The sequence below is a fragment of the Pseudomonas sp. Leaf434 genome (assembly GCF_001425545.1).
In the GTDB taxonomy this organism is placed as follows: Bacteria; Pseudomonadota; Gammaproteobacteria; order Pseudomonadales; family Pseudomonadaceae; genus Aquipseudomonas; species Aquipseudomonas siliginis.
Window position 1 is genome coordinate 149,740 of sequence record NZ_LMQZ01000010.1, and the last position, 26,094, is coordinate 175,833.

Sequence of the window (26,094 nt, forward strand, 5' to 3'; positions counted from 1 at the left end):
CAGGATCATTCCCACTCAATCGTCGCCGGCGGCTTGCTCGACACGTCGTAAGTGACGCGGGAGATGCCTTCGATTTCGTTGATGATGCGGCCGGAAACGGTTTCCAGCAGTTCGTAAGGCAGGTGTGCCCAACGCGCGGTCATGAAGTCGATGGTTTCCACGGCACGCAGGGCCACGACCCAGGCGTAACGGCGGCCGTCACCGACCACGCCGACCGATTTGACTGGCTGGAACACTACGAACGCCTGGCTGACCTTGTGATACCAATCGGCCTTGCGCAGTTCTTCGATGAAGATGTGGTCGGCGCGACGCAGCAGGTCGGCGTATTCCTTTTTCACTTCACCGAGGATGCGCACGCCCAGGCCCGGGCCTGGGAACGGGTGACGGTAGACCATGTCGTACGGCAGGCCGAGTTCCAGGCCCAGACGACGGACTTCGTCCTTGAACAGTTCGCGCAGGGGCTCGACCAGTTTCAGGTTCATCTCTTCCGGCAGGCCGCCCACGTTGTGGTGCGACTTGATCACGTGGGCCTTGCCGCTTTTCGCGCCAGCCGACTCGATCACGTCCGGGTAGATGGTGCCCTGAGCGAGGTACTTGATGTTGTCCAGCTTGCAGGATTCGGCATCGAACACGTCAATGAAAGTGCGGCCGATGATCTTGCGCTTCTTCTCCGGGTCGGCTTCGCCGGCCAGGTTGTTGAGGAACTGCTCCTCAGCGTTGGCGCGGATCACCTTGACGCCCATGTTCTCGGCGAACATCGCCATCACTTGCTCGCCTTCGTGCAGACGCAGCAGGCCGTTGTCGACGAAAACGCAGGTCAGCTGATCGCCGATGGCCTTGTGCAACAGCGCGGCAACCACCGAGGAGTCAACGCCGCCGGACAGACCCAGCAGCACGTTGTCGGTGCCGACCTGGGCGCGGATGTTGGCGATGGCGTCTTCAGCGATCTTCGACGGCGTCCACAGGGCTTCACAGCCGCAGATGTCGAGCACGAAGCGCGACAGGATGCGCCCGCCCTGCTTGGTGTGGGTCACTTCCGGGTGGAACTGCACGCCATAGTAAGCGCGGTCGTCGTTGAACATACCGGCGATCGGGCAGCTCGGGGTGCTGGCGAGGATGTGGAAGTCTTCCGGCATCTTCGTGACTTTGTCACCGTGGCTCATCCACACGTCGAGGCCGAACAGGCCGTCGGCATCGATGTGGTCTTCGATGCCGTCGAGCAGGCGGCTCTTGCCGACCACGTCGACGCGGGCGTAACCGAACTCACGCAGTTCGGAACCTTCAACCTTGCCGCCCAGTTGCTCGGCCATGGTCTGCATGCCGTAGCAGATGCCGAACACCGGAACGCCGAGGTCGAACACCGCCTGCGGGCAGCGCGGGCTGTTGGCTTCGTGCACGGACTCGGGGCCGCCGGCGAGGATGACGCCTTTAGGGGCGAATTCGCGGATCGCATCTTCGTCCATGTCGAACGGGTGCAGTTCGCAGTACACGCCGATCTCGCGCACGCGGCGGGCAATCAGCTGGGTGTATTGCGAACCGAAGTCGAGGATCAGGATGCGGTGAGCGTGAATGTCGAGGGCCATGACTCATTCTCATGTAGTGAATCAGAAACAACTCGGGGCTGAATGAACAGCCCCGGTGATTTAACGTTTTGCTGGAAGCCTCAACCTACGCGGTAGTTCGGCGCTTCCTTGGTGATCTGCACGTCGTGAACGTGGGACTCGGCCATGCCGGCACCGGTGATCCGCACGAACTCGGGCTTGGTACGCATTTCTTCGATGTTGGCGCTGCCGGTGTAACCCATCGAGGAACGCAGACCGCCCATCAACTGGTGAATGATCGCGCTCAGGGTGCCTTTGTACGGCACACGACCTTCGATACCTTCCGGAACCAGTTTCTCGGCACCGGCCGAGGAATCCTGGAAGTAACGGTCGGACGAGCCCTGGGCCTGGGACATGGCGCCCAGCGAACCCATGCCGCGATAAGCCTTGTACGAACGGCCCTGGAACAGTTCGATCTCGCCCGGGGCCTCTTCGGTACCGGCGAACATCGAGCCCATCATCACGCAGGACGCACCGGCCACGATGGCCTTGGACAGGTCACCGGAGAAACGGATACCGCCGTCGGCGATCAACGGTACGCCAGTGCCTTCAAGGGCAGCGGCGACGTTGGCGATGGCACTGATTTGCGGTACGCCGACACCGGCGACGATACGGGTGGTGCAGATCGAGCCAGGGCCGATACCGACCTTGACTGCGTCGGCGCCGGCTTCGGCCAGGGCCTTGGCGGCAGCGCCGGTGGCGATGTTGCCGCCGATCACCTGCACTTCAGGGAAGTTCTCTTTGACCCAGCGTACGCGGTCGATCACGCCTTTGGAGTGACCGTGTGCGGTGTCGACCACCACCACGTCCACGCCGGCATTGACCAGTGCAGTGACGCGATCACCGGTGTCTTTACCGGTGCCGACCGCAGCGCCAACGCGCAGACGACCTTGATCGTCCTTGCTGGCCAGCGGGTAGGCTTTGGCTTTTTCGATGTCGTTGACGGTCATCATGCCTTTGAGGGCGAATTTGTCGTCGACGATCAGCACGCGCTCGATGCGGTGCTTGTGCAGCAGTTCACGGACGTCGTTCTTGTCGGCGCCTTCCTTGACCGTGACCAGACGCTCTTTAGGCGTCATCACTTCGCGGACAGTGGCTTCCAGACGGTTTTCGAAACGTACGTCGCGGGAGGTGACGATGCCGACCAGGTCGCCATCGTGCAGGACCGGAACGCCGGAGATATTGTGCAGACGGGTCAGTTCGAACAGATCACGCACCGTGGCATCGGCCTCGATGGTGATGGGATCCTTGACCACACCGGCTTCGAACTTCTTGACCTTGCGCACTTCGGCAGCTTGCTGCTCGATGGTCATGTTCTTGTGGATAATGCCGATGCCACCTTCCTGAGCCATGGCGATTGCCAGACGGGCTTCAGTAACGGTGTCCATGGCGGCAGAAACCAGAGGAATATTCAGTTCGATGCCACGGGTAAGACGGGTCTTGAGACTGACTTCGTTGGGAAGTACCTCGGAATAACCGGGCACTAGGAGAATGTCGTCGAATGTCAGAGCTTCTTGGCTGATACGCAGCATCGCGGGGGCTCCCGAGCGGGAAAATGGAAGCGCGCCATTATAGTCAGACACCCCCTGCTGTTCAATGTAAAACTCAGCCTAATTGATAGATGGAAAAGCCCGGCCCTACAGCTCCACCTTGACCCAAGAGACAGGTTGATCGAGCCAATCGGCGAACTCGTCGATAAAGCTCTGCTTGAACCCCGCCTCCAGCCAATTGTTGAAAATGAAGCCGAGGTTGGAAAACGCGCATTCCTGCAGAAACAGGAAGCCGTTGATGTCGTCCTCATGTCCGCATTCCGGGCAGGTGAAATTGTCGGTGCGGCCTGGAAACCAGTCTTCAAGACTCTCGAACAGCGCCTCGCCCACTTCGCGACGGCACTCGGCGCAACCGGCCTCTTCGAGAAAGCCCTTGGCCGGGGTGTAGATGCAGCGTTTGGTGACGATCTCCAGGCCATTGACCGGCTCGCCGAACGGCAGCGCTTGCGGGTGCAGCACCACGGCGCGAGCACCATCAGCGATGGCGTGGGCCATACGGTTGCCGGTGCGGCCGCAGGTGGTCAGTTGTTCTTCGATGATGTTCTTGCGCACCAGCCAGCGCACGATCGCCCGCGCCCGGGGCTCGTGCACCGGCAGGGTGGAGATTTTCGGGACGATAATGCTTTGCGAGTTCATGGTGGAGCCTGCTGCCAGTATTTAAGATTTCCAATGTGGGAGCGAGCCTGCTCGCGAAAGCGCAGTGTCAGGCTGCATTTTTGTTGCTGACACACCGCATTCGCGAGCAGGCTCGCTCCCACAAGGAACTGCGGCCGGCAGCTTAATCCCTGAAGAAATCCGGTCAAGTGCTGAAATAGCGCACCATCAACGCGATCCCGCTGGCCAGCACCAGCCAAGTCACCAGCCGCACAAACGCCTCACGGGACAATCTCATGGTCAGCCGCCGCCCGATCCACAAGCCCAGCGCCATGGCCGGCAACAGACACAGCGCCAGCATCAACAAGGGTAGCTCGGCATACACACCGGCGATGACAAACAGGCTCAAGCGCACCACGGTGCTGCAACTGATCAACGCACTTTGCGTGGCCCGCGCCGCTTCCTTGGGCAGGCGGCTGTTCAGATAAATCGCGTAAAGAAAGCCGCCACTGCCAAACAACGCGCCGAACAACCCACCCACCGTGCCCATCGGCACCGCCCACGCCGCTGACAACTGCGCGGGCCGCGCTTTGACCCACAGGCTGTAAACCGCATAGGCACTGATAAACAGCCCCATCAACAGCAGCAACAGATCGGATTTCAGATTCAGCAGGAAGATCACCCCCAGCGTGCAGCCGATTGCCATGCACGGCAGCAGCCTGAGCAATTCCGGCTTGGCGACGTCGCGCCGCGAGGGCAGCAGATTGCCGAACGCCGCGACGAAATCCAGCAGCACCAGCAGCGGCACGATTTTCGATAGCGGCATGAACAGAATCAGCATCGGCCCCGCGACCAGCGCAGTGCCGAAACCGGCGATGCCGAAGACGATGTAGGCCAAGGCAATGGCCAACCCGATGACCGCCCAACCGCCAGCGCCCCACGACCACGCCCCCAACAGCTCCATCATGCTCATCGTCCGCATCCTTTATAAGACCGCGCTGACTGTAGCCAGTAGCGGGCAGCACGACCAGATATCAAATTGATCCCATGTGGGAGCGAGCCTGCTCGCGAAGGCGGAGTGTCATTCCCGTTGTTGTCCGCTGACACAATGCTTTCGCGAGCAGGCTCGCTCCCACAGGGTTTTGTGCGGCGTCATGGTGATTGGCGGGCAAATGCCTTTAAACTGCGCCCCATGATTAAAGATCCCTTTGCAAGACTTGGCCTGGACCGTGAAGTCCTGACCGTCAGCCAGCTCAACGGCCGTGCGCGGGTGTTGCTTGAAGACGTGTTCAGCAACATCTGGGTCGAAGGCGAAATCTCCAACCTCGCGCGCCCGGCGTCCGGCCACGTCTATTTCACCCTCAAGGACAGCGGCGCGCAGGTGCGTTGCGCGCTGTTCCGGCAGAACGCCGCGCGGGTGCGTCAGGCGTTGAAGGATGGTCTGGCGGTCAAGGTGCGCGGCAAGGTTTCGCTGTTCGAAGGCCGTGGCGACTATCAGCTGATCCTCGACACCGTGGAGCCGGCCGGTGACGGCGCGCTGCGTCTGGCCTTCGATGCGCTGAAGGAAAAGCTCAGCGCCGAAGGCCTGTTCAGTGCCGAACGCAAAGTGCCGCTGCCAGCCCATCCACAGCGCATCGGCATCATCAGCTCGCCGACCGGCGCGGTGATTCGCGACATCATCAGCGTATTCCGCCGCCGTGCGCCGCAAGTGCAACTGACTCTGATTCCAACCGCTGTACAGGGCCGCGAGGCCACCGCGCAAATCGTTCGCGCGCTGAAAATGGCCGATGCCCGTGGCTTTGACGCGCTAATCCTCGCCCGTGGCGGCGGCTCGCTGGAAGACCTCTGGTGCTTCAACGAGGAAGCGGTGGCGCGCGCGGTCGATGCCTGTGTCACGCCGATCGTCAGCGCCGTCGGCCATGAAACCGATGTTTCGATCAGCGATTTTGTCGCCGACGTCCGCGCACCAACACCCTCGGCCGCCGCCGAGCTGCTCGCCCCGGATTCCAGCCATCTGATCCGTCAGGTCGAGAGCCTGCACCGGCGTCTGGTGATGCGCATGCGTGACCGCTTGATGCGTGATCGCCTGCGTCTCGAAGGCATGGCGCGACGGCTGCGGCATCCCGGCGAACGTCTGCGCCAGCAGGCGCAGCGTCTCGATGATCTGGACATGCGCATGCGCCGCGCATTCGAGCGCAGCCTCAATACGCGTCGAGAACGCCTGATCCGTCTGGAAACCCGTCTCGCCGGGCAACATCCGGGACGCCAATTGGCGATGCTTCGTCAGCGCCTCGACAGCCTCGCCGAGCGTCTGCCCCGAGCCATGCGCGATGCTCTGAAACAGCGTCGGCAGCAATTGCACAGTCAGATGCAGACGCTGCACGTGGTCAGCCCGTTGGCGACTCTCGGCCGGGGTTACAGCATTCTGCTCGACGAGCGTGGCCACGCGATCCACAACGCTGCGCAGACCCACACCGGCCAGCGCCTGAAAGCCAAACTCGGCGAAGGCGAACTGCAAGTGCGCGTCGAGGACAATCACCTGACGCCCGTCACCCTCTCTTTACTGGACTGATCCATGCCGCGTTTTCTTGCTCCGCTGCTGTTGCTCTGCCTGACTTTCAACGCCCACGCCGACAGCTACATCACTCGGCTGCTGAACAAACCGGTGCCGGGCGGCGTCGCCGTGGTGAATCTGGGCACTGCCGCGCAGGCGCCGAAAGCCACTTATCAGGGCAAACCGGTGCTGGTGGTCAAAGAGCAGAACAATTGGCTGGCGATCGTCGGCGTGCCGCTGACGGTCAAGCCTGGCGCGCAGCAGATCAGCAGTGGCGGGCGCAACTTGCCGTTTACCGTGGGCAGCAAGAAATACCCGGAACAGCACATCACCCTGAAGAACAAACAGCAGGTCAATCCGAACGCCGACAACCTCAAGCGCATTGAAGGCGAACTGGCGGAACAGATCGCGGCTTACCGCAGTTTCAGCCCGAACACGCCGAGCAATCTGCTGCTGGACAAACCGGTCAACGGGCCGCTGTCGAGCAAGTTCGGTGTGCGTCGTTTCTTCAACGGCGAAGAGCGCAATCCTCACGCCGGCCTCGATTTCGCAGTGCCAGCGGGCACGCCCATCAAGACCCCGGCGGCGGGCAAGGTGATTCTGATCGGCAATTACTTCTTCAACGGCAACACGGTGTTTGTTGACCACGGCCAGGGCTTTATCAGCATGTTCTGCCACATGTCGAAGATCGACGTGAAGAACGGCCAGCAACTGGCGCGCGGCGCGGTGGTGGGCAAGGTCGGCGCGACCGGCCGGGCAACCGGGCCGCATATGCACTGGAACGTCAGCCTGAATGATGCGCGGGTGGATCCGGCGATTTTCATTGGTGCCTTCCAACCTTGAGTATGTGTTGAGGCGACCGGCCTCTTCGCGAGCAGGCTCGCTCCCACACTGGATCTTATTCACAACAAAGATCCCCTGTGGGAGCGAGCCTGCTCGCGAAGGCGGCCTATAAAACACCGCCATACTCAATGATTCTCAAAAAACTCAATTGCGCCCCAATCTAGCCTTACGCAAACATCAATAACTTCCACCGCCTGAAGCGCAATAAATTCCTGCAAAATCCCGCTTTCCGGGTATTCCTCTCAATTTTTTCCGACTGCTTGCCATCCTTTCCCCTCGCGGTTAGGGTTGAAGCCATGAAAACCTCTCACACCCTCATTCAGCTTCGCCAGCACCGCAGCCTGTGCCTCGTCAGCGCACGACTGCCAGGCTGAATCGCTGCGCCTCGTCCCACGCTTTTCCAAGAACATTCGTTCAACCGGCAGGCCGCCTCTTTTCGGCCCAGACAACAAGGAATTTCCCGATGAGCATGCTCAAAGACCCGTCTTCGAAATACCGCGCGTTTCCCGTCATCAACCTGCCGGATCGCACATGGCCGTCGAAGACCATCGACGCCGCGCCGATCTGGTGCAGCTCCGACCTGCGTGACGGCAACCAGTCGCTGATCGAGCCAATGGACGCGGCGAAGAAGCTGCGCTTCTGGAAAACCCTGGTGCAGGTCGGCGTGAAGGAGATCGAAGCGTCGTTCCCAGCCGCGTCGCAAACCGACTTCGACTTCGTGCGTACGTTGATCGAAGAAGGCCACATCCCGGACGACACCACCATTCAGGTGCTGACCCAGGGCCGTGAAGATCTGATCGAGCGCACCTTCGAATCCCTGCGCGGGGCGAAGAAAGCCATCGTTCACCTGTACAACGCCACTTCGCCTTCTTTCCGTCGCATCGTCTTCAACCAGGACAAGGACGGCATCAAGGCCATCGCGGTCAACGCTGCCAAGCTGTTCGTCAAATATGCAGCCATGCAGCCGGAAACCGAATGGACCTTCGAATACTCGCCGGAAACCTTCAGCGCTACCGAGCTGGAATTCGCCAAGGAAGTCTGCGATGCAGTGATCGAGGTGTGGAACCCGACGCCTGAGCACAAGATGATCCTCAACCTGCCGGCCACGGTTGAATGCGCGACGCCGAACGTCTACGCCGACCAGATCGAATGGTTCGGTCGCAACATCAACCGTCGTGACAGCGTGATCATCAGCCTGCACACCCACAACGACCGGGGCACCGGCGTGGCCGCCACCGAGCTGGGCCTGATGGCCGGCGCCGATCGCGTCGAAGGCTGCCTGTTCGGCAACGGCGAGCGCACCGGTAACGTCGACCTCGTCACCGTCGCGCTGAACATGTACACCCAGGGCGTCGACCCTGAGCTGGACTTCTCCGACATCGACGGCGTGCGCAAGGTCGTCGAAGAGTGCAACCAGATCCAGGTGCACCCGCGTCATCCGTACGTTGGCGACCTGGTGCACACCGCGTTCTCCGGCTCGCACCAGGACGCAATCCGCAAGGGCTTCGCCCAGCAGAAACCGGACACCCTGTGGGAAGTGCCGTACCTGCCGATCGACCCGGCCGACATTGGCCGCAGCTACGAGGCGGTGATTCGCGTCAACAGCCAGTCGGGCAAGGGCGGCATCGCTTACTTGCTGGAGCAGGAATACGGCATCAGCCTGCCACGTCGCATGCAGATCGAGTTCAGCCAGGTCGTACAGCGTGAGACCGATCGCCTGGGCCTGGAGATGACAGCCAAGCAGATTCACTCACTGTTGATCAGCGAATACCTGCAAGCCAACACTCCTTACGCGCTGGTCAGCCATCGTTTGCAGGAAGAGAACGGCAACAGCGCCGTCGAAGTCGAAGTGGCCAGCAAAGGTCAGGGCGAAACCAACCTGCACTGGCGCGGCAAGGGCAACGGCGCGCTGGAAGCACTGGTCGCCGGCCTGCCGATTCCGGTGGAAATCATGGACTACAACGAACACGCGATCGGCGCGGGCACCAATGCCAAAGCGGCGGCCTACATCGAACTGCGGGTGAACGGTGAACGTGCAGTGCACGGCGTGGGTATCGATGAAAACATCACCACGGCGAGTTTCAAGGCACTGTTCAGCGCGCTGAACCGCTCGCTGAGCCAGCCAGAGGCGAAAGCGGCGTAATCCGACTGCTGAAATGCGAAAGGCCCCGGAGTGTGAGCTGCGGGGCCTTTTTTTGCCTTCAGGTTTCTGGCTGACTTTTATGGCCCCTTCGCGAGCAGGCTCGCTCCCACATTTGGAATGCATTTCCCTGTGGGAGCGAACCTGCTCGCGAAGGCGTCCTGACAGGCGCTGGGAGTATCAGGTGAACTCGAAAGTGTCGGCATCCAGGTTCGCCGGAAAGCGCTCGCGATATGCAGCCAACGGCGCCGCTTCCAGAATCACCTTGAACACGCCATCCGCCTCCCCCGCCGCCAGCAACGTCTCGCCCTGGAAATCCAGCACCTGACTGTCGCCGGTATACGCGAAGCCTTTGCCATCGCTGCCCACCCGATTTACCGCTGCCACGTAGCAGAGATTTTCAATCGCTCGTGCCGGCAGCAGGCGGTTCCAGTGCAGACGCCGTGCGCCCGGCCAGTTGGCGGTGTACAGCAGCAGATCGGTGTCCTGCGCGTCGCGGCTCCACACCGGGAAACGCAGGTCGTAGCAGATCAGCGGACGAATCCGCCAACCCTTGAGCTCGAATTGCACCTGACGCTCGCCCGGAGTGTAATGGTTGTGCTCGCCGGCCATACGAAACAGGTGACGCTTGTCGTAATGCAGCACTTCGCCGTCCGGCCGCGCCCACAGCAAGCGGTTGCGATGGCTGCCGTCAGCCGCCTGGATGATCACGCTGCCAGTGATGACCGCATCGAACTTCGCCGCCTGCGCCCGCAGCCATTTGCTGGTCGGACCGTTTTCCGCTTCGGCGAGGGTTTCCGATTCCATCGAGAATCCGGTGGTGAACATCTCCGGCAGGATAATCAGATCGGCGCCACGGGCCTGTTCCAGCAACAACTCGAAGTGCTCGAGGTTGGCCCGGCGGTCGTGCCAGGCCAGGCTGGTCTGGATCAGCGCCAGAGTCAGGTCTGGCAATGCACTCAGATCACGCATAGTTTTGCCGCCGCTTCACGCAGCGTCTCCTCGCGTTTGGCAAAGCACAGGCGTATCAGGCGCTGGCCTTGCGGTGGATTCTGGTAGAACACCGACACCGGAATGCTCGCGACACCGTGCTCGCGAGTCATCCACATGGCCATGTCGACATCGTTCAGATCCGGACGGATCTGCGAATAATCGACCAACTGGAAATAGGTGCCGGTGACTCGGGTAAAGCTGAAGCGCGATGGCGCAAGCAGATCGCAGAACAGATCGCGCTTGGCCTGATAGAAACCCGGCAGCTCTTCAACGTGTTCCGGGTGCTCGGCCATGTAATCGGCCAGCGCGTATTGCAGCGGCGTGACGCCACAGAAGCTCACGTACTGATGCACCTTGCGCAGTTCGGCTGTCAGGGCTGGCGGGGCGACGACATAGCCGGTTTTCCAGCCGGTGACGTGGTACGTCTTGCCGAACGAACTGACCACGAACGAGCGCTGATACAGCTCTTCATGGGCCAGCACGCTGACATGCGGTACGCCGTCGAACACCAGGTGTTCGTAGACTTCGTCGCTGATCAGGTATATGTCGCGATCACGGATCAACGCCGCCAGTTGATCGAGCTCGGCGCGGCTGATCAATGCGCCGCTGGGGTTGTGCGGGGTGTTGATGACGATCATTTTCGTGCGCGGGCTCAGGGCCGCGGCGAGCTGGTCGAAATCGATGGTGAAATCGTCCGGGTTCAGTTGCACATGCACGCAACGGCCACCCGCCAGCTCCGTTGCCGGTGCGTAGCTGTCGTAGCACGGATCGAAGACGATGACTTCATCGCCGCTGTGAATCACTGCCTGAATCGCGCAGAAGATTGCCTGAGTCGCACCGGGCGTTACCGTCACTTCATGATCGGCATCGACAGTCACGCCATAGCTGCGCGCGATCTTGGCCGCGATCTGCTGACGCAACGCCGGCAAACCGGTCATCGGCGAATACTGGTTATGGCTACTGGCGATATGCCGCCCGACCGCATCACGCAACGACTGCGGGCCGTCGAAATCCGGGAAACCCTGGGACAGGTTGATCGCGCCGGTCTGCGCCGCGAGCTGAGACATCTGCGTGAAAATAGTGATGCCGACATTCGGCAGCTTGCTGGTGATCATCGGGGGTTCTCTGCTCAACACCCGGCTCTGACGACGGCGCGGGAGAGCCCGAGGATAGCCGATCCGGCGCCCATAAAAAAAGGGCGCCAAACGGCGCCCTTCTCTCATTGAACAAACCCAATCCTGTGGCGAGGGGATTTATCCCCGTTCCGGCTGCGAAGCAGTCGCAAACCCGTTGAATGCGGTTTGACTGATACACCGCGGACACAGGTTTTGGTGCTGATGCGCAGCCCATCGGGGATAAATCCCCTCGCCACAAAAGCCCCACACAAAATTGTGCAGGGCCTCGGATCACTTCTTGTCGCGGCGCTTCTTGCTGGCTTTCTTGTTGTGCGACATCAAGCGACGCTTCTTGTTGACCTGGCGGTCGGTCAGCGTGTTCTTGTTGCCTTCGTACGGGTTCTCGCCGCCCTTGAACTCGATGCGGATCGGCGTACCGACCAGCTTGAGTACACGACGGTAAGTGTTCTCCAGATAGCGCACGTACGACTTCGGCACTTTCTCGATCTGGTTACCGTGGATCACGATGATCGGCGGGTTCGCACCACCGAGGTGAGCGTAACGCAGCTTGATCCGACGGTTGTTGACCATCGGCGGCGCGTGCTCGCCCACCGCATCTTCGAGAATCTGGGTGAGGCGGTTGGTCGGCCAGCGGGTAACAGCGGACTTGAACGAGTTCTGCACCGAAGCGTAGAGGTTGCCCACGCCCGTGCCGTGCAACGCCGAGATGAAGTGAATGTCGGCGTAGTCGACGAAGAACAGCCGGCGTTGCAGCTCGACTTTCACGAAGTCGCGCTCGCTCGGCGTCATGCCATCCCACTTGTTGATCGCGATGACCAGCGCACGACCGGATTCGATCGCGAAGCCCAGCAGGTTCAGGTCGTGATCGACCACACCCTCGCGGGCGTCCATCACGAAGATCACCACGTTGGCGTCTTTGATCGCCTGCAGGGTTTTGACCACGGAGAACTTTTCGACTTCTTCGTGGATCTTGCCGCGCTTGCGCACACCGGCGGTGTCGATCAGCGTGTACTTCTCTTCATTGCGCTCGAACGGAATGTAGATGCTGTCGCGGGTGGTGCCCGGCTGGTCATACACGATGACCCGGTCTTCACCAAGCATGCGGTTGACCAGGGTCGACTTGCCGACGTTCGGACGACCGATGATGGCGATCTTGATCCCGTCTTTTTCGCTCGGACCAGGAATGCGCTTGGCTTCCTCGCCTTCGGCAACGACTTCTTCCTCTTCACCTTCAGCCGGCTCGTCATCATCGCGCGGGAATTCGCTCAGGGCGGCTTCCAGCAGTTGCGTGATGCCACGGCCGTGGGCGCCGGCGATCGGGATCGCGTGGCCCATGCCCAGCGGGGCAAATTCGGCGCGGGCCATTTCCGGGTCGATGTTGTCGACCTTGTTGGCCACCACGTGGGAACGCTTGTTACGTTTGCGTAAATGCTCGGCGATCATCTGGTCGGCAGCGGTAAAACCGGCCTTGGCATCTACCAGAAACAGCACCACATCGGCTTCTTCGATGGCCAGCAGCGACTGCTCGGCCATTTTTTCGTCCATACCATGTTCGTCACCGGAGATACCGCCGGTGTCGATCAGAATGTAGGAACGCCCTTGCCACTTGGCCTCACCGTACTGGCGATCACGGGTCAGACCGGACAGGTCGCCGACGATGGCGTCACGAGTCCTGGTCAGGCGGTTGAACAAGGTGGACTTGCCGACGTTCGGTCGGCCCACCAGGGCGATTACGGGAACCATGCGGCTCTCCACTTCGTTATTTCAGAAAATACAAAAGCCGCTGCGAGGCAGCGGCTGGTGCTCGGGGCAACACCCGGGGGCGCTGCAAACCCTGCTGATGCAGGGCTGCTTGGGGATGAACCCCAAGCATAGTTGTTACTTGATGGTCAGGGCTTCCAGTTTGCCGCTGTTGCCATACACATAAATCGTGTCGCCCACCACCAGCGGACGGGCACGCAGGCCGTCGCTGTCGATGCGCTCACGGCCGACGAAACGACCGTCGACCTGACTCAGCAGATGCAGATAACCTTCCAGGTCACCCACAGCTACGTAGCTGGAGAACACTTCCGGAGCCGACAGTTGACGGCGAGCCAGCGAGTCGTTGCTCCACAGTGCGGTGGTGGAACGCTCATCGACGCCTTCAACGGTGCCCGAGGACAGGCTCACGTAGACGCTGCCGAAACCCTGAGCGATACCGGCGTAGCTCGACGCATCGCGCTGCCACAGTTGACGACCGCTTTCCAGGTCCAGTGCCGCAACGCGACCCTGATAGCTGGCCACGTACAGCGTGCCGCCCGACAGCAGCAGACCGCCGTCGATGTCGACGACGCGCTCCAGCTCCGAACGACCTTGTGGAATGGCGATGCGTTGTTCCCACACCGGCACGCCGTTGGAGATGTCCAGCGCGACCACTTTACCGGTCGACAGGCCAGCTACGGCCAGGCGGTTGGTGACCAGCGGAGCACTGGTGCCACGCAGGGTCAGGACCGCCGGGGTGCTGTCATACACCCAGCGCTGGTTGCCGGTGGCAGCGTCCAGCCCGATCAGACGATCGTCCTGGGTCTGCACGACGACCACGTCGCCATTGTTGGCCGGCGGCGCGAGTACTTCACTGTTGACGCGGGCACGCCACTTCTCTTCACCGTTGCTGGTGTCCAGAGCGACGACTTCGCCACGCAGCGTACCGATCAGTACCAGACCATAACCCACGCCGACGGCGCCGGAGACAGGCAGTTCCAGATCCTGGTCCCACTTCACGTCGCCGTTGCTGCGATCCAGCGCCATCACCACACCAGTCACATCGGCGGCGTAGATGGTGTCACCGTCGATCGCCGGCACCAGCATGTTGTAGGTTTCGCCCTGACCGTCACCGATCGAGCGGCTCCACTGCTTCTGCAGAACGACTTCTTCTTTGAAGTCGGTCAGTTCGGCCGGTGGCAATTCTTTCTTGCTGTTGCTGCTGCAACCCGCGGCCAGAAGGGCCAGAGCCAGCAATGCTGCATGCTTCCAACGGATCACGTCACGCATCCCCTTTGGCCAGGTCGTCGAGCTTGATTTGAAGGCCACCGACCGCCGCTTCATCCGACAGTGCCGCCTTGGCTTTTTGATACGCCTTGTTCGCGTCATCGGTACGGCCCAAGCGCACCAGCAGGTCGCCCTTGAGTTCTTCGCGAGTGGCCAGGAACGCTTTGTCGGCATCGCCGTCGAGCAGTTTCAGGGCGTCTTCGGCCTTGTCCTGCGCGCCGAGCACCTGCGCCAGACGCTGACGGGCGATTTCGCCCAGCGCCGGGTTGGCCGGTTTGTCGACGATGGCTTTGAGTTCGGTTGCCGCGTCGTCCAGCTTGCCGCTGTCGACCGCCACTTTGGCGACGAACAGGCTGCCGTATTGCGCATAGGCAGAACCGCCGTACTCGCTGTTGAGCTTGCCGGCCAGATCCGCAACGCGGGCGGCATCAGGCTTGCCGTCAGGCGTCAGCGTGGTTTCCAGCAATTGCTGATAGAGCACCGAGGCGCCTTGCGACTGGTTGCTCTGGTACTTGTGCCAGGCCTGCCAGCCGAACACGATGACCAGCGCCAACAGGCCGCCGGTGACCAGAGGTTTGCCGTTGCGTGTCCACCAGTCCTTCAAATCCGCCAACTGTTCGTCTTCGGTACTCGACACCCCAATACTCCTTAATCGCTAAATCGGCTGTTAAGACAGCTTCAACCCTGCACGACGCAGGTGGCCAGGTGAGCGGCAAGCGCATCCCAGGCAATGCTTTGTTGTTCGCCCTGGCCACGCAGGGGTTTGAAACCTACCACTTGCTGGGCCATTTCGTCGTCACCGAGGATCAATGCGTACAGCGCACCGCTCTTGTCGGCCTTCTTGAACTGGCTTTTGAAACTGCCGGCGCCGGCATTGACTTGCAGGCGCAGGTTTGGAAGTTCATCGCGAACCCGTTCGGCCAGGGCCAGACCGGCCAGCTCGGCCTCTTCACCGAAGGCGCAGAGGTAGACGTCGACCTGACGGGAAATTTCTTCCGGAATCTGCTCAAGGGTTTCGAGCATCAATACCAGACGCTCGATGCCCATGGCAAAACCGACGCCCGGGGTTGGCTTGCCGCCCATCTGCTCGACCAGACCGTCGTAACGGCCGCCCGCGCACACGGTGCCCTGGGCGCCGAGCTTGTCGGTGACCCATTCGAAAACGGTTTTGCTGTAGTAATCGAGGCCACGCACCAGTTTCGGGTTGAGCACGTAAGGAATGCCGACGGCATCCAGACGCGCCTTCAGGCCTTCGAAGTGAGCGCGGGACTCGTCGTCGAGGTAATCGGCCATTTTCGGCGCATCGACCAGCACGGCCTGGGTGTCGGCATTTTTCGTGTCGAGCACGCGCAGCGGGTTGGTTTTCAGACGACGCTGGCTGTCTTCGTCGAGCTTGTCGTGGTGCGCCGAGAGGTACTCGACCAGCGCTTCACGATAGCGACCACGGGATTCGCTGGTGCCGAGGCTGTTGAGTTCGAGCTTGACCGCATCACGGATGCCCAGCTCGCCCCACAGGCGCCAGGTCATGATGATCAGCTCGGCGTCGATGTCCGGACCGTCGAGGTTGAACACTTCCAGACCGATCTGGTGGAACTGGCGATAACGGCCTTTTTGCGGACGCTCGTGGCGGAACATCGGGCCGATGTACCAGAGTTTCTGCACCTGACCACCGCCGGTGATGCCGTGCTCAAGCACGGCACGCACGCACGCCGCAGTACCTTCCGGACGCAGGGTCAGGGAATCACCGTTGCGGTCTTCGAAGGTGTACATCTCTTTTTCGACGATATCGGTGACTTCGCCGATCGAGCGCTTGAACAGCTCGGTGAACTCGACGATCGGCATGCGGATCTGCTTGTAACCGTAGTTATCCAGCAGACGCGCCACAGTGCCTTCGAAATAACGCCACAGCGGGGTCTGTTCGGGCAGGATGTCGTTCATGCCACGAATGGCTTGCAGAGACTTGCTCACAAAATTTCCTTAATTCGTTCGATCAGCCGCGCGCGATAACGGCAGCGTCAGCTTCGACCTTTTCGGCCGCTTTCTGGCGGATCAGCTTTTCCAGCTCGTCCACCAGATTGTCATTCGTCAGCTTCTGCGACGGCTTGCCGTCGATGTAAATCAGGTTTGGCGTGCCGCCGGTCAAGCCGATATGGGCTTCCTTGGCTTCGCCGGGGCCGTTGACCACGCAACCGATGACCGCGACATCCAGCGGCACCAGCAGGTCTTCAAGGCGCCCTTCCAGCTCGTTCATGGTCTTGACCACATCGAAGTTCTGCCGCGAGCAGCTCGGGCAGGCGATGAAGTTGATGCCACGGGAACGCAGATGCAAAGACTTGAGAATGTCGTAACCGACCTTCACTTCCTCGACCGGGTCGGCCGCCAGCGAGATGCGGATAGTATCGCCAATCCCTTCGGCGAGCAGCATACCTAGGCCCACGGCGGATTTCACCGTGCCCGATCGCAAACCGCCGGCTTCAGTGATGCCGAGGTGCAGCGGCTGGACGATTTCTTTCGCCAGCAAACGGTAGGCTTCGACGGCCATGAACACGTCGGAGGCTTTCACGCTGACCTTGAAGTCCTGGAAATTCAGGCGTTCGAGGTGTTCAACGTGGCGCAGCGCGGATTCGACCAATGCGGCCGGGGTCGGCTCGCCGTATTTCTTTTGCAGGTCTTTTTCCAGCGAACCGGCGTTGACGCCGATGCGGATCGGAATGCCGCGATCACGCGCCGCATCGACCACGGCACGCACGCGGTCTTCGCGACCGATGTTGCCCGGATTGATGCGCAGACAGTCCACACCCAGTTCGGCCACGCGCAAGGCGATTTTGTAGTCGAAGTGGATGTCAGCCACCAACGGCACTTTGACCAGTTGCTTGATCTTGCCGAACGCCTCGGCGGCGTCCATGTCCGGCACCGAGACGCGAACGATGTCGACGCCGGCGGCTTCCAGACGATTGATCTGCGCCACGGTCGCGGCGACGTCATTGGTGTCGCTGTTGGTCATGCTCTGCACAGCGATCGGCGCGTCGCCGCCCACCGGTACGTTGCCGACCCAGATCTTGCGCGATTCGCGACGTTTGATTGGAGATTCGCCGTGCATGACTTATTGACCCAACTTCAGGCGAGCAGTCTCGCCACTGGTGAACGGAGCGATATCGACCGGTTGGCCGTTGTAGCTGACCTGTGCCGCGCGGGCAACGCCCAGACGTACGGCGAGCGGCGGCTTGCCGGAAACACTCACGCTGTCGCCTTTATGCTTCAGGCCGCTGAAAATCACTTTGCCACGGCCATCGGTCACCTGTGCCCAGCAATCGCCGGTGAACTGCAACTGCACCTGGCCTTCGCCGGCGACCGGCGCAGCTGCTTCAGCGCTTGGCGCTTGAGCAACCGGCGCGGTCGGGGCAGCTGTCGCTGGGACATTCGGCGCTGGAGTGGCCGGAGCCGCCACCACTGGCGCAGGCGTCGGTGCCGGAGCGCTTGGCGCAACTGCCGGGGCAGCCGGCTCGGTTGCTGGCGCTGCGGACTCGGCACCGGTGGATTCAGCACTGGTTTCCGACTGCGGCAAGGCCAGCGATGTCGAATTGTCAGCCTGATTTTCGGCGACAGCCTGATCTTCCGGCTCGTCGATCGGGTGGATCTGCGTGGTGCCGTCCGCGCCTTCGACTTCGACGTGTTCAGGCGCCAGGCTGGTCAGATCGCGGGTGCGCTGCGAGGTCTGATCCTGCCACCAGACGAAACCGCCACCGATGACCGCGATCAGCAGCAACAGGCTGACGATACGCAAAATGGTGTGGGAAACGCGCACCGGCTCTTCGATACGACCGAGGGCATGAACGTTGCTGCCCTGGGAATCGGTGCCGGTGGACTGGTCGAATTGCTGAACCAGAACGGTCTGGTCCATGCCGAGCAATTTGGCATAGGCGCGAATGTAACCGCGAGCGAAGGTATGCCCCGGCAGCTTGTCGAAAGCGCCGGCTTCAAGATTGCTCAGGGACGTCACGGTGAGGTTGAGCTTGAGGGCCACTTCGGCCAGCGACCAGCCATTGCTTTCGCGGGCCTGGCGCAGGGTCTCACCGGGATTTACGCGATTCGCTGCTACAACTTCGGGATGCGCCGCTTTCATCATTGCTCCGACAGGTATTGCTGATATTCCGGCGTACCGGGATAGAGTCGTTTTAATTGCAGACCGTAACTGGCTGCCTTGTCGCGATCTTCAAACACTTTTGCCAGCCGAACGCCGAGCAATAGACTACGTGCATTTTGTTCGGTGAGCTGGCTGAAACGGTCGTAATAGTCACGCGCGGGCACATAATGCCTGTCTTCGAAGGACAACTCAGCCATTTCCAGCAATGCGCGCGGTTGTTGGCGATTCAGGCGCAGCGCCTTTTCCAGCTGTTGCTGGGCCAGATCACGCTGGCCAAGCTTAGCGGCGGTCATGCCGAGGTTTTCGAAGACCCGCGAGCGCTCAGGATACAGGGTATCGGCGGCCGCTTGTTCAAAACGCTCGTAGGCTTCCTTGTAGCGCTGTTCTTCGTAGAGAAAACTGCCGTAGTTGTTGAGGATGCGCGCATCGGCGGGACGTGAGGACAGGGCCTTGCGAAAGTGCTCGTCGGCAAGTGCCGGCTCCATCTCGGCCTGAAACACCAGACCGAGGGCCGCATTGGCATCGGGGTCGGAACCGTCCAGCTCCAGCGCTTTCTTCAGTGGCACCTTGGCGCGCTCGGTCATGCCTTGCTGAAGATAGCCCAGCCCCAGCTGCACGTAGGCAGCCCGCGCTTCATCGCGGCCCTTGCTGGTCTTCATCGGATTGTAGTCACCCGACAGGACACAGCCAGCGCACAGGCTGGCCAACAGCAACAGCAGCGCAAAGCGCAGGGACATAGAGATCCTCTCTTAGTTAGTGTTCGCGGCGTTCTGTGCCAGATCGCTGTCGGCGCTCAACTCGCGCACGGCGATGTAACGTTCGCTGCGACGGGTGCGATCCAGCACCTGCCCTACCAATTGACCACATGCGGCGTCGATGTCTTCACCACGGGTGGTGCGCACGGTGACGTTGAAACCGGCCTGATGCAACTGATCCTGGAAGCGGCGGATGGCATTGTTGCTCGGCCGCTCGTACCCGGAGTGCGGGAACGGGTTGAATGGGATCAGGTTGATCTTGCACGGGATGTCTTTAAGCAGCTCGATCATTTCCACTGCGTGCTCAAGCTTGTCGTTGACGTCCTTGAGCAAGGTGTACTCGATGGTCAGCACACGTTTCTCGCCAAGGGCGGACATGTAGCGCTGGCACGACTCGAGCAGCATCTTAAGCGGATATTTCTTGTTGATCGGCACCAATTGGTTACGCAATGCGTCATTCGGTGCGTGCAGGGACAACGCCAGGGATACGTCGATGTGCTTGGCCAGCTCATCGATCATCGGCACCACACCCGAGGTGGACAGGGTCACGCGGCGCTTGGAGATCCCGTAGCCGAGGTCATCCATCATCAGATGCATGGCGGCGACGACGTTGTCGAAGTTCAGCAACGGCTCGCCCATGCCCATCATCACCACGTTGGTGATGGCGCGGTCGACGGTGGCCGGGACGCTGCCGAAAGATTTGTTGGCAATCCACACCTGACCGATGACTTCGGCGGCGGTGAGGTTGCTGTTGAAGCCTTGCTTGCCGGTGGAGCAGAAACTGCAATCCAGGGCACAGCCTGCCTGGGACGAAACGCACAAGGTGCCGCGTTTGCCCTGGGGAATGTACACGGTCTCGACGCAGCTGCCGGACGCCACGCGCACCACCCATTTACGGGTGCCGTCGCTGGAGATGTCCTCGCTGACCACTTCCGGACCACGCACTTCAGCAATGGCCTTGAGCTTGTCGCGCAAGGCTTTGCTGACGTTCGTCATGGCGTCGAAATCATCGACGCCAAAGTGGTGAATCCATTTCATTACCTGACCGGCACGGAAACGCTTCTCCCCGATTGAGTCGAAGAATTTTTCCATTTCCGGCTGGGTCAGACCCAGCAGGTTTGTTTTAACAGTCGATGTAGTCATGGATTCACCTTCACTCTGCAAGCAATGCTTAGCGAGTGGTTACTTCAGTAGCTGCGAAGAAGTAAGCGATTTCGCGAGCGGCAGCAGCTTCGGAGTCCGAACCGTGAACGGCGTTGGCGTCGATCGATTCAGCGAAGTCAGCACGGATGGTGCCGGCAGCAGCTTCTTTAGGGTTGGTAGCGCCCATCAGCTCACGGTTGCGAGCGATAGCGTTTTCACCTTCCAGAACCTGAACGACAACCGGACCGGAAGTCATGAAAGCAACCAGGTCACCGAAGAAACCGCGCTCGCTGTGCTCAGCGTAGAAGCCTTCGGCTTCGGCTTTGGACAGTTGCTTCAGTTTCGAAGCTACAACGCGCAGGCCAGCGTCTTCGAAGCGAGTGGTGATCTTGCCGATCACGTTTTTAGCAACGGCGTCAGGCTTGATGATGGAGAAAGTACGTTGAACAGCCATGGTGTAACTCCAGAAACGGTAATTTGCGAAAAATTAAACCCGCGAATTATACGCGGGTTCTTGGGTATTGCCTAACCTGCGAGACGATCAGTCCAATTCTGCGGCCCAAAGGGTCTGGACCGCTTCCAACACCTTCTCGCCAACGCTACCAGAGGTGTCGTCAAAATCGGGGAGTGACTTGATCATCTGCTGCAGTTTGACGAAACCAACAGAATACGGATCGGTACCCGGGTGGGCCTCGGCCAGCTCTTCTGCAATGCGTTGAACATCATTCCAACCGTAGCTCATGACAGTCTTACCAGTCAGTGCGGCGCTTCGGCCGCATGGTTAAGCGAATATTTCGGAATCTCGACGGTGAGGTCTTCCTCACCGACGATGGCCTGGCAAGCCAGACGCGATTGCGCCTCAAGGCCCCAGGCACGATCAAGGAAATCCTCTTCCAGCTCGTCAGCCTCTTCCAGCGAGTCAAAACCCTCGCGGATGATGCAGTGGCAGGTGGTGCAGGCGCAGACGCCGCCGCACGCGCTTTCCATCTCGATATGGTGTTCGTGGGCCAGTTCGAGAATCGATGTGCCGGGCGCAGCCTCGACCACCATGCCTTCAGGGCAGAACTTCTCGTGGGGCAGAAAAATGACCTGCGGCATCAGATATCCTCGATTTCATTCAGGTTGCGCCCCGACAGAGCGGCTTTCACCGTCAGATCCATGCGGCGGGCAGCAAAAGCATCGGTCACTTGCGACAGACGCTTGGTCTGCTGCTCGATGGCGTAGCCATCGGTACCTTTCATCAGTTCGGCCAGTTCCTGCATTTGCAGTTCGATGACCATACGCTCTTCGGCGTCGAGCAATCGCTCGCCATCGGCCTCCAGCGCGCCCTGCACCGCCTCGAGCAGGCGCTGGGCATCGACTTGCTGCTCACGCAGAACGCGGGCGACCTTGTCGTCATTGGCGTGCTGGAACGAATCCTTGAGCATCTTGGCGATTTCGCCATCGGTCAGACCATAGGAAGGTTTGACCTGAATGCTCGCCTCAACGCCCGAGCCCAATTCACGGGCAGACACGCTGAGCAGACCGTCGGCGTCGACCTGGAAGGTCACGCGAATTTTCGCCGCACCGGCCACCATCGCCGGAATGCCGCGCAATTCGAAGCGAGCCAGAGAGCGGCAGTCGCTGATCAGCTCGCGCTCACCCTGCAACACGTGGATCGCCATGGCCGACTGGCCGTCTTTATAGGTGGTGAAGTCCTGAGCGCGGGCGACCGGGATGGTGGTGTTGCGCGGAATCACCTTCTCCATCAGACCGCCCATGGTTTCCAAACCAAGGGAAAGCGGAATCACGTCGAGCAGCAGCAGTTCGCCGCCATCGCGCTTGTTGCCAGCCAGGGTGTCGGCCTGGATCGCGGCCCCGATGGCCACCACTTGATCCGGGTCGATTTCCGTCAATGGCTGACGACCGAAGGCTTCGGCAACGGCTTCACGAACACGTGGCACGCGGGTCGAACCGCCGACCATGACCACAGCGTGGACGTCTTCCAGTTCAATACCGGAATCGCGAACCGCGCGGCGGCAGGCTTTCAGACTGCGCGCGACCATTGGCTCGATCAGCGCATCGAAGGCTTCGCGGGTCAGTTGCGCTTTCCAGTCGCCGTAAGCCACTTCCACACTGGCTGCATCGGTCAAAGCTTCTTTGGCCGCGCAGGCGGTTTGCAGCAGATTGCGTTGTGCGCCCGGATCGAGATCGGCGGACAGGCCAGCACTCTCGATGATCCAGCCGGCAATCGCATGATCGAAGTCATCGCCGCCCAGCGCGCTGTCGCCGCCAGTGGCCAGAACTTCAAAGACGCCGCCAGTCAGACGCAGAATCGAAATATCGAAGGTACCGCCGCCAAGGTCATAAATTGCAACCAGGCCTTCAGCATGTTGATCCAGACCATACGCCACAGCAGCAGCGGTCGGCTCATTGAGCAGACGCAACACGTTCAGACCGGCGAGTTTGGCCGCATCTTTGGTGGCCTGACGCTGCGCATCGTCGAAGTAGGCAGGAACGGTGATTACCGCGCCAACCAGTTCGCCACCCAAGGTCGCTTCAGCGCGCTGACGCAGGACCTTGAGGATATCGGCGGAGACTTCAACCGGGCTTTTCGGTCCTTGCACGGTGTCGATGAACGGCATGTGCGATTCGCCGCCGACAAAGCGGTACGGCAGTTGCTCGCCCAATTGCTTGACGTCGGACAGACCACGACCCATCAAGCGCTTGACCGAAAGCACGGTGTTAAGAGGATCGGAGGATGCCGCCAGCTTGGCGGACTCACCGACTTCGACGCGGTCGGCGTGATAACGCACGGCGGACGGCAGGATGACCTGCCCGTTGGCGTCGGCCAGCGGTTCGGAAAGACCACTGCGCAGCGCAGCGACCAGCGAATTGGTAGTACCCAAGTCGATGCCCACAGCCAGACGGCGCTGGTGCGGTTGAGGACTTTGGCCGGGTTCGGCGATCTGCAGTAGAGCCATGGTGATCAGGTCTTGTCTGTCTGTCAGCGTGCAATCAGGGCAGCACTGGGTTAATCGTCGAGGCGCTCTTCCAGCTGGCGCACTTCGTAGGTGAGCTTGTCGAGGAACTGCATGCGCCGCATCAGGCGTTCGGCCTGCTCGCGTTGCGCTGCATCATCCCAACAGGCTGCGAAGCTTTCGTTGAGCTGTTCCTGAGCCGTCTTCAAACGACGCTTGAATACCGCGACACCGTCGAGGTCAGCGCTGTCCTGCAGATCTTCGAGCTCTTCGCGCCATTGCATCTGCTGCAGAAGAAACTCGGGATCGTGGACGGTGACTTCCATCGGCACTTCATGCCCGCTGATTTTCAGCAGGTAGCGTGCGCGCTGGGCCGGGCTCTTGAGCGTCTGGTAGGCGTCGTTGAGCCGCGCCGATTGCTCGAGTGCCGAGCGCTGCTCGCGCTCGGAAGCATCGGCAAAGCGGTCAGGATGGACGCCGCGCGCCAACTCACGGTAGCGCGTGGCCAACTGCTCGAGGTCCAGGCGAAAGCTCGGTTGCAGCTCGAATAAAGCGAAATGACAAGGAATACCCACGACCAGCCTCAGATGTTGAAGCTTTCGCCGCAGCCACATTCACCGCGCACGTTGGGGTTGTTGAACTTGAAGCCCTCGTTCAACCCTTCCTTGACGAAGTCGAGCTCGGTGCCGTCCAGGTAGGCCAGGCTTTTCGGGTCGATGATCACTTTTTCGCCGTGACTCTCGAACACCTGATCCTCCGCCACTACCTCGTCGACAAACTCCAGCACGTAGGCAAGGCCGGAACAGCCTGTGGTGCGAACACCCAGACGAATCCCTTCACCTTTGCCGCGCCCATCGAGGGAGCGCCGCACGTGTCGAGCAGCCGCTTCTGTCATGCTGATAGCCATCGTTGACTCCTTACTCGTCGCCGAATCTTGAAATTCAGATCAAGCCTTTCTTCTGCTTGTAGTCGCGAACAGCCGCTTTGATAGCGTCTTCAGCGAGCACGGAGCAGTGGATTTTCACTGGCGGCAGGGCCAGTTCTTCGGCCAGCTGAGTGTTCTTGATGGTTTCGGCTTCGTCCAGGGTCTTGCCCTTCATCCACTCGGTAGCGAGGGAGCTGGAGGCGATTGCCGAACCGCAACCGTAGGTCTTGAACTTGGCGTCTTCGATAACGCCCTGGTCGTTGACCTTGATCTGCAGACGCATCACGTCGCCGCACGCCGGAGCGCCGACCATGCCGGTGCCGACATCAGGATCTTCCGCGTTCATCTTGCCGACGTTGCGCGGGTTTTCGTAGTGGTCGATGACCTTTTCGCTGTAAGCCATGATTCTCAATCCTCACTCATCAGGGCCGCTCTTGAGACCCTGCAACTGCGCTGCGTTAACGCCGCGTCGCTACAGGATCTGTATCCGGCGGCTTCTATAGTTAGTGTGCCGCCCACTCGATTTTCGAGATATCGACGCCGTCTTTGTACATGTCCCACAGCGGCGACAGAGCGCGCAGCTTGGTAACGGCCTCGCAGACTTTCTGCGCGGCGTAGTCGATTTCTTCTTCGGTGGTGAAACGGCCGAAGGTAAAGCGGATCGAGCTGTGTGCCAGTTCGTCGTTGCGGCCCAGGGCGCGCAGTACGTACGAAGGCTCCAGCGACGCCGAGGTGCAGGCCGAACCGGACGATACCGCCAGATCCTTGAGTGCCATGATCAGCGACTCGCCTTCAACGTAGTTGAAGCTCAGGTTCAGGTTGTGCGGAACGCGGGCGGTCAGGCTGCCGTTGACGTACAGCTCTTCCAGATGCTCGACCTGCTTGTAGAAGCGATCGCTCAAGGCTTTGATGCGCACGTTTTCAGCGGCCATGTCTTCCTTGGCTACGCGGAACGCTTCGCCCATGCCGACGATCTGGTGGGTCGCCAGGGTGCCGGAACGCATGCCGCGCTCGTGACCGCCGCCGTGCATGGTCGCTTCGATGCGCACACGCGGCTTGCGGCTGACGTACAGCGCGCCGATGCCTTTAGGGCCATAAGTCTTGTGGGCAGAGAACGACATCATGTCGACTTTCAGCTTCTGCAGATCGATTTCGACCTTGCCGGTGGACTGAGCCGCGTCGACGTGGAAGAGCACGCCTTTGGCGCGCAGCATCTCGCCGATTGCAGCGATGTCGTTGATGGTGCCGATTTCGTTGTTGACGTGCATCACCGACACCAGAATGGTGTCTTCGCGCAGTGCGGCGTCAATCATTGCCGGGGTGATCAGACCGTCTTCGGTCGGCTCGAGGTAGGTCACTTCGAAGCCTTCACGCTCCAGCTGGCGCATGGTGTCGAGGACAGCCTTGTGCTCGATCTTGCTGGTGATCAGGTGCTTGCCCTTGGAGGCGTAGAAATGTGCCGCGCCCTTGATCGCCAGGTTGTCGGATTCGGTGGCACCGGAGGTCCAGACGATTTCGCGCGGGTCGGCGTTGACCAGATCGGCCACCTGACGACGGGCGTTTTCGACGGACTCTTCAGCCTTCCAGCCGAACACGTGGGAGCGGGACGCCGGGTTACCGAAGTTTCCGTCGACCAGCAGGCATTCACTCATTTTCTGCGCAACGCGCGGATCAACCGGGGTGGTTGCAGAGTAATCAAGGTAAATCGGCAATTTCATGGACTATCTCC

General features: G+C 60.6%; 25 protein-coding genes. 3 read left to right on the forward strand and 22 right to left on the reverse strand.

All coding sequences use genetic code 11. From position 1 onward, the window contains the following. Nucleotides 1–5: 5 nt before the first annotated feature. From guaA to ASG55_RS21190, 4 genes are all read right to left on the reverse strand, one after another. Nucleotides 6–1,583 (reverse strand): glutamine-hydrolyzing GMP synthase, encoded by a 1,578-nt coding sequence (guaA, locus tag ASG55_RS21175; RefSeq protein WP_016773344.1) that lies wholly within the window; start codon nt 1,581–1,583, stop codon nt 6–8. 80 nt (nt 1,584–1,663) lie between these two features. After that, on the reverse strand, nt 1,664–3,133 hold the full coding sequence (gene guaB / locus ASG55_RS21180; protein WP_016773343.1) for an IMP dehydrogenase: 1,470 nt from the start codon (nt 3,131–3,133) through the stop codon (nt 1,664–1,666). Between the two features lie 105 nt (nt 3,134–3,238). Further along, a complete protein-coding gene (locus ASG55_RS21185; protein ID WP_041479923.1) occupies nt 3,239–3,787 on the reverse strand; it encodes a sugar ABC transporter ATPase in 549 nt (182 codons plus the stop codon). A gap of 163 nt (nt 3,788–3,950) precedes the next feature. Then, the gene (locus tag ASG55_RS21190) at nt 3,951–4,718 is read right to left on the reverse strand and encodes a sulfite exporter TauE/SafE family protein (RefSeq protein WP_056790143.1); all 768 of its coding nucleotides are present in this window, start codon (nt 4,716–4,718) and stop codon (nt 3,951–3,953) included. Nucleotides 4,719–4,937: 219 nt separating this feature from the next. On the opposite strand from ASG55_RS21190, the gene xseA reads away from it, so the two are divergent. From xseA to leuA, 3 genes are all read left to right on the forward strand, one after another. Continuing rightward, nucleotides 4,938–6,317: an exodeoxyribonuclease VII large subunit gene (gene xseA, locus ASG55_RS21195; RefSeq protein WP_056790145.1), complete on the forward strand. Its 1,380-nt coding sequence runs from the start codon at nt 4,938–4,940 to the stop codon at nt 6,315–6,317. 3 nt (nt 6,318–6,320) lie between these two features. Beyond that, entirely contained in the window at nt 6,321–7,142 is an 822-nt protein-coding gene (locus ASG55_RS21200; RefSeq protein WP_056790148.1) for a peptidoglycan DD-metalloendopeptidase family protein, read from the forward strand. Nucleotides 7,143–7,605: 463 nt separating this feature from the next. Further along, on the forward strand, nt 7,606–9,285 hold the full coding sequence (gene leuA, locus ASG55_RS21205; protein ID WP_016773339.1) for a 2-isopropylmalate synthase: 1,680 nt from the start codon (nt 7,606–7,608) through the stop codon (nt 9,283–9,285). Nucleotides 9,286–9,462: 177 nt separating this feature from the next. Here leuA and ASG55_RS21210 read toward each other — a convergent pair whose 3' ends face one another. From ASG55_RS21210 to ASG55_RS21295, 18 genes are all read right to left on the reverse strand, one after another. Further along, a complete protein-coding gene (locus ASG55_RS21210) occupies nt 9,463–10,254 on the reverse strand; it encodes an amidohydrolase (protein WP_041479926.1) in 792 nt (263 codons plus the stop codon). Next, a complete protein-coding gene (locus ASG55_RS21215; RefSeq protein ID WP_056790151.1) occupies nt 10,242–11,390 on the reverse strand; it encodes a pyridoxal phosphate-dependent aminotransferase in 1,149 nt (382 codons plus the stop codon). Before ASG55_RS21215 ends, ASG55_RS21210 begins: the two co-directional genes overlap by 13 nt. A gap of 291 nt (nt 11,391–11,681) precedes the next feature. Then, the gene (gene der, locus ASG55_RS21220) at nt 11,682–13,154 is read right to left on the reverse strand and encodes a ribosome biogenesis GTPase Der (protein WP_024014210.1); all 1,473 of its coding nucleotides are present in this window, start codon (nt 13,152–13,154) and stop codon (nt 11,682–11,684) included. Between the two features lie 135 nt (nt 13,155–13,289). After that, the gene (bamB, locus tag ASG55_RS21225) at nt 13,290–14,441 is read right to left on the reverse strand and encodes an outer membrane protein assembly factor BamB (RefSeq protein WP_016773335.1); all 1,152 of its coding nucleotides are present in this window, start codon (nt 14,439–14,441) and stop codon (nt 13,290–13,292) included. Beyond that, complete coding sequence (locus ASG55_RS21230) at nt 14,434–15,075, reverse strand: tetratricopeptide repeat protein (RefSeq protein ID WP_056790153.1); 642 nt, start codon at nt 15,073–15,075, stop codon at nt 14,434–14,436. The genes bamB and ASG55_RS21230 overlap by 8 nt, the downstream gene beginning before the upstream one ends. A 41-nt stretch (nt 15,076–15,116) precedes the next feature. Then, nucleotides 15,117–16,406, reverse strand: coding sequence for a histidine--tRNA ligase (hisS, locus tag ASG55_RS21235; protein WP_056790156.1), 1,290 nt, complete (start codon nt 16,404–16,406; stop codon nt 15,117–15,119). Between the two features lie 22 nt (nt 16,407–16,428). Beyond that, entirely contained in the window at nt 16,429–17,538 is a 1,110-nt protein-coding gene (gene ispG, locus ASG55_RS21240) for a flavodoxin-dependent (E)-4-hydroxy-3-methylbut-2-enyl-diphosphate synthase (RefSeq protein ID WP_016773332.1), read from the reverse strand. Nucleotides 17,539–17,541: 3 nt separating this feature from the next. Then, nucleotides 17,542–18,561: a RodZ domain-containing protein gene (locus ASG55_RS21245; protein ID WP_056790159.1), complete on the reverse strand. Its 1,020-nt coding sequence runs from the start codon at nt 18,559–18,561 to the stop codon at nt 17,542–17,544. Further along, entirely contained in the window at nt 18,561–19,319 is a 759-nt protein-coding gene (pilW, locus tag ASG55_RS21250; protein WP_016773330.1) for a type IV pilus biogenesis/stability protein PilW, read from the reverse strand. The genes ASG55_RS21245 and pilW overlap by 1 nt, the downstream gene beginning before the upstream one ends. 12 nt (nt 19,320–19,331) lie before the next feature. Then, the gene (gene rlmN, locus ASG55_RS21255) at nt 19,332–20,480 is read right to left on the reverse strand and encodes a 23S rRNA (adenine(2503)-C(2))-methyltransferase RlmN (protein ID WP_024014215.1); all 1,149 of its coding nucleotides are present in this window, start codon (nt 20,478–20,480) and stop codon (nt 19,332–19,334) included. 28 nt (nt 20,481–20,508) lie between these two features. Beyond that, nucleotides 20,509–20,934 (reverse strand): nucleoside-diphosphate kinase, encoded by a 426-nt coding sequence (ndk, locus tag ASG55_RS21260; RefSeq protein WP_024014216.1) that lies wholly within the window; start codon nt 20,932–20,934, stop codon nt 20,509–20,511. 87 nt (nt 20,935–21,021) lie between these two features. Continuing rightward, a complete protein-coding gene (iscX, locus tag ASG55_RS21265) occupies nt 21,022–21,222 on the reverse strand; it encodes a Fe-S cluster assembly protein IscX (RefSeq protein ID WP_056790162.1) in 201 nt (66 codons plus the stop codon). Between the two features lie 14 nt (nt 21,223–21,236). Next, nucleotides 21,237–21,578 (reverse strand): ISC system 2Fe-2S type ferredoxin, encoded by a 342-nt coding sequence (fdx, locus tag ASG55_RS21270; protein WP_016773327.1) that lies wholly within the window; start codon nt 21,576–21,578, stop codon nt 21,237–21,239. Beyond that, nucleotides 21,578–23,443: a Fe-S protein assembly chaperone HscA gene (hscA, locus tag ASG55_RS21275; protein WP_039761433.1), complete on the reverse strand. Its 1,866-nt coding sequence runs from the start codon at nt 23,441–23,443 to the stop codon at nt 21,578–21,580. The genes fdx and hscA overlap by 1 nt, the downstream gene beginning before the upstream one ends. 50 nt (nt 23,444–23,493) lie before the next feature. Continuing rightward, the gene (gene hscB, locus ASG55_RS21280; protein WP_056790165.1) at nt 23,494–24,015 is read right to left on the reverse strand and encodes a co-chaperone HscB; all 522 of its coding nucleotides are present in this window, start codon (nt 24,013–24,015) and stop codon (nt 23,494–23,496) included. A gap of 8 nt (nt 24,016–24,023) precedes the next feature. Further along, on the reverse strand, nt 24,024–24,347 hold the full coding sequence (gene iscA / locus ASG55_RS21285) for an iron-sulfur cluster assembly protein IscA (protein ID WP_003227904.1): 324 nt from the start codon (nt 24,345–24,347) through the stop codon (nt 24,024–24,026). Between the two features lie 34 nt (nt 24,348–24,381). Further along, nucleotides 24,382–24,768, reverse strand: a complete 387-nt coding sequence (gene iscU, locus ASG55_RS21290) for a Fe-S cluster assembly scaffold IscU (RefSeq protein ID WP_003227907.1) — start codon at nt 24,766–24,768, stop codon at nt 24,382–24,384. A 100-nt stretch (nt 24,769–24,868) separates the two neighbouring features. Then, entirely contained in the window at nt 24,869–26,083 is a 1,215-nt protein-coding gene (locus ASG55_RS21295; RefSeq protein WP_016773324.1) for an IscS subfamily cysteine desulfurase, read from the reverse strand. Nucleotides 26,084–26,094 lie beyond the last annotated feature (11 nt).

Excerpts from the sequence above, each read along its gene's own strand:
- guaA (WP_016773344.1), bottom strand. The coding sequence starts at position 1,583 with ATGGCCCTCGACATTCACGCTCACCGCATCCTGATCCTCGACTTCGGT.
- guaB (WP_016773343.1), bottom strand. The coding sequence starts at position 3,133 with ATGCTGCGTATCAGCCAAGAAGCTCTGACATTCGACGACATTCTCCTA.
- ASG55_RS21185 (WP_041479923.1), bottom strand. The coding sequence starts at position 3,787 with ATGAACTCGCAAAGCATTATCGTCCCGAAAATCTCCACCCTGCCGGTG.
- ASG55_RS21190 (WP_056790143.1), bottom strand. The coding sequence starts at position 4,718 with ATGAGCATGATGGAGCTGTTGGGGGCGTGGTCGTGGGGCGCTGGCGGT.
- xseA (WP_056790145.1), top strand. The coding sequence starts at position 4,938 with ATGATTAAAGATCCCTTTGCAAGACTTGGCCTGGACCGTGAAGTCCTG.
- ASG55_RS21200 (WP_056790148.1), top strand. The coding sequence starts at position 6,321 with ATGCCGCGTTTTCTTGCTCCGCTGCTGTTGCTCTGCCTGACTTTCAAC.
- leuA (WP_016773339.1), top strand. The coding sequence starts at position 7,606 with ATGAGCATGCTCAAAGACCCGTCTTCGAAATACCGCGCGTTTCCCGTC.
- ASG55_RS21210 (WP_041479926.1), bottom strand. The coding sequence starts at position 10,254 with ATGCGTGATCTGAGTGCATTGCCAGACCTGACTCTGGCGCTGATCCAG.
- ASG55_RS21215 (WP_056790151.1), bottom strand. The coding sequence starts at position 11,390 with ATGATCACCAGCAAGCTGCCGAATGTCGGCATCACTATTTTCACGCAG.
- der (WP_024014210.1), bottom strand. The coding sequence starts at position 13,154 with ATGGTTCCCGTAATCGCCCTGGTGGGCCGACCGAACGTCGGCAAGTCC.
- bamB (WP_016773335.1), bottom strand. The coding sequence starts at position 14,441 with ATGCGTGACGTGATCCGTTGGAAGCATGCAGCATTGCTGGCTCTGGCC.
- ispG (WP_016773332.1), bottom strand. The coding sequence starts at position 17,538 with ATGCACGGCGAATCTCCAATCAAACGTCGCGAATCGCGCAAGATCTGG.
- ASG55_RS21245 (WP_056790159.1), bottom strand. The coding sequence starts at position 18,561 with ATGAAAGCGGCGCATCCCGAAGTTGTAGCAGCGAATCGCGTAAATCCC.
- pilW (WP_016773330.1), bottom strand. The coding sequence starts at position 19,319 with ATGTCCCTGCGCTTTGCGCTGCTGTTGCTGTTGGCCAGCCTGTGCGCT.
- rlmN (WP_024014215.1), bottom strand. The coding sequence starts at position 20,480 with ATGACTACATCGACTGTTAAAACAAACCTGCTGGGTCTGACCCAGCCG.
- ndk (WP_024014216.1), bottom strand. The coding sequence starts at position 20,934 with ATGGCTGTTCAACGTACTTTCTCCATCATCAAGCCTGACGCCGTTGCT.
- iscX (WP_056790162.1), bottom strand. The coding sequence starts at position 21,222 with ATGAGCTACGGTTGGAATGATGTTCAACGCATTGCAGAAGAGCTGGCC.
- fdx (WP_016773327.1), bottom strand. The coding sequence starts at position 21,578 with ATGCCGCAGGTCATTTTTCTGCCCCACGAGAAGTTCTGCCCTGAAGGC.
- hscA (WP_039761433.1), bottom strand. The coding sequence starts at position 23,443 with ATGGCTCTACTGCAGATCGCCGAACCCGGCCAAAGTCCTCAACCGCAC.
- iscA (WP_003227904.1), bottom strand. The coding sequence starts at position 24,347 with ATGGCTATCAGCATGACAGAAGCGGCTGCTCGACACGTGCGGCGCTCC.
- iscU (WP_003227907.1), bottom strand. The coding sequence starts at position 24,768 with ATGGCTTACAGCGAAAAGGTCATCGACCACTACGAAAACCCGCGCAAC.
- ASG55_RS21295 (WP_016773324.1), bottom strand. The coding sequence starts at position 26,083 with ATGAAATTGCCGATTTACCTTGATTACTCTGCAACCACCCCGGTTGAT.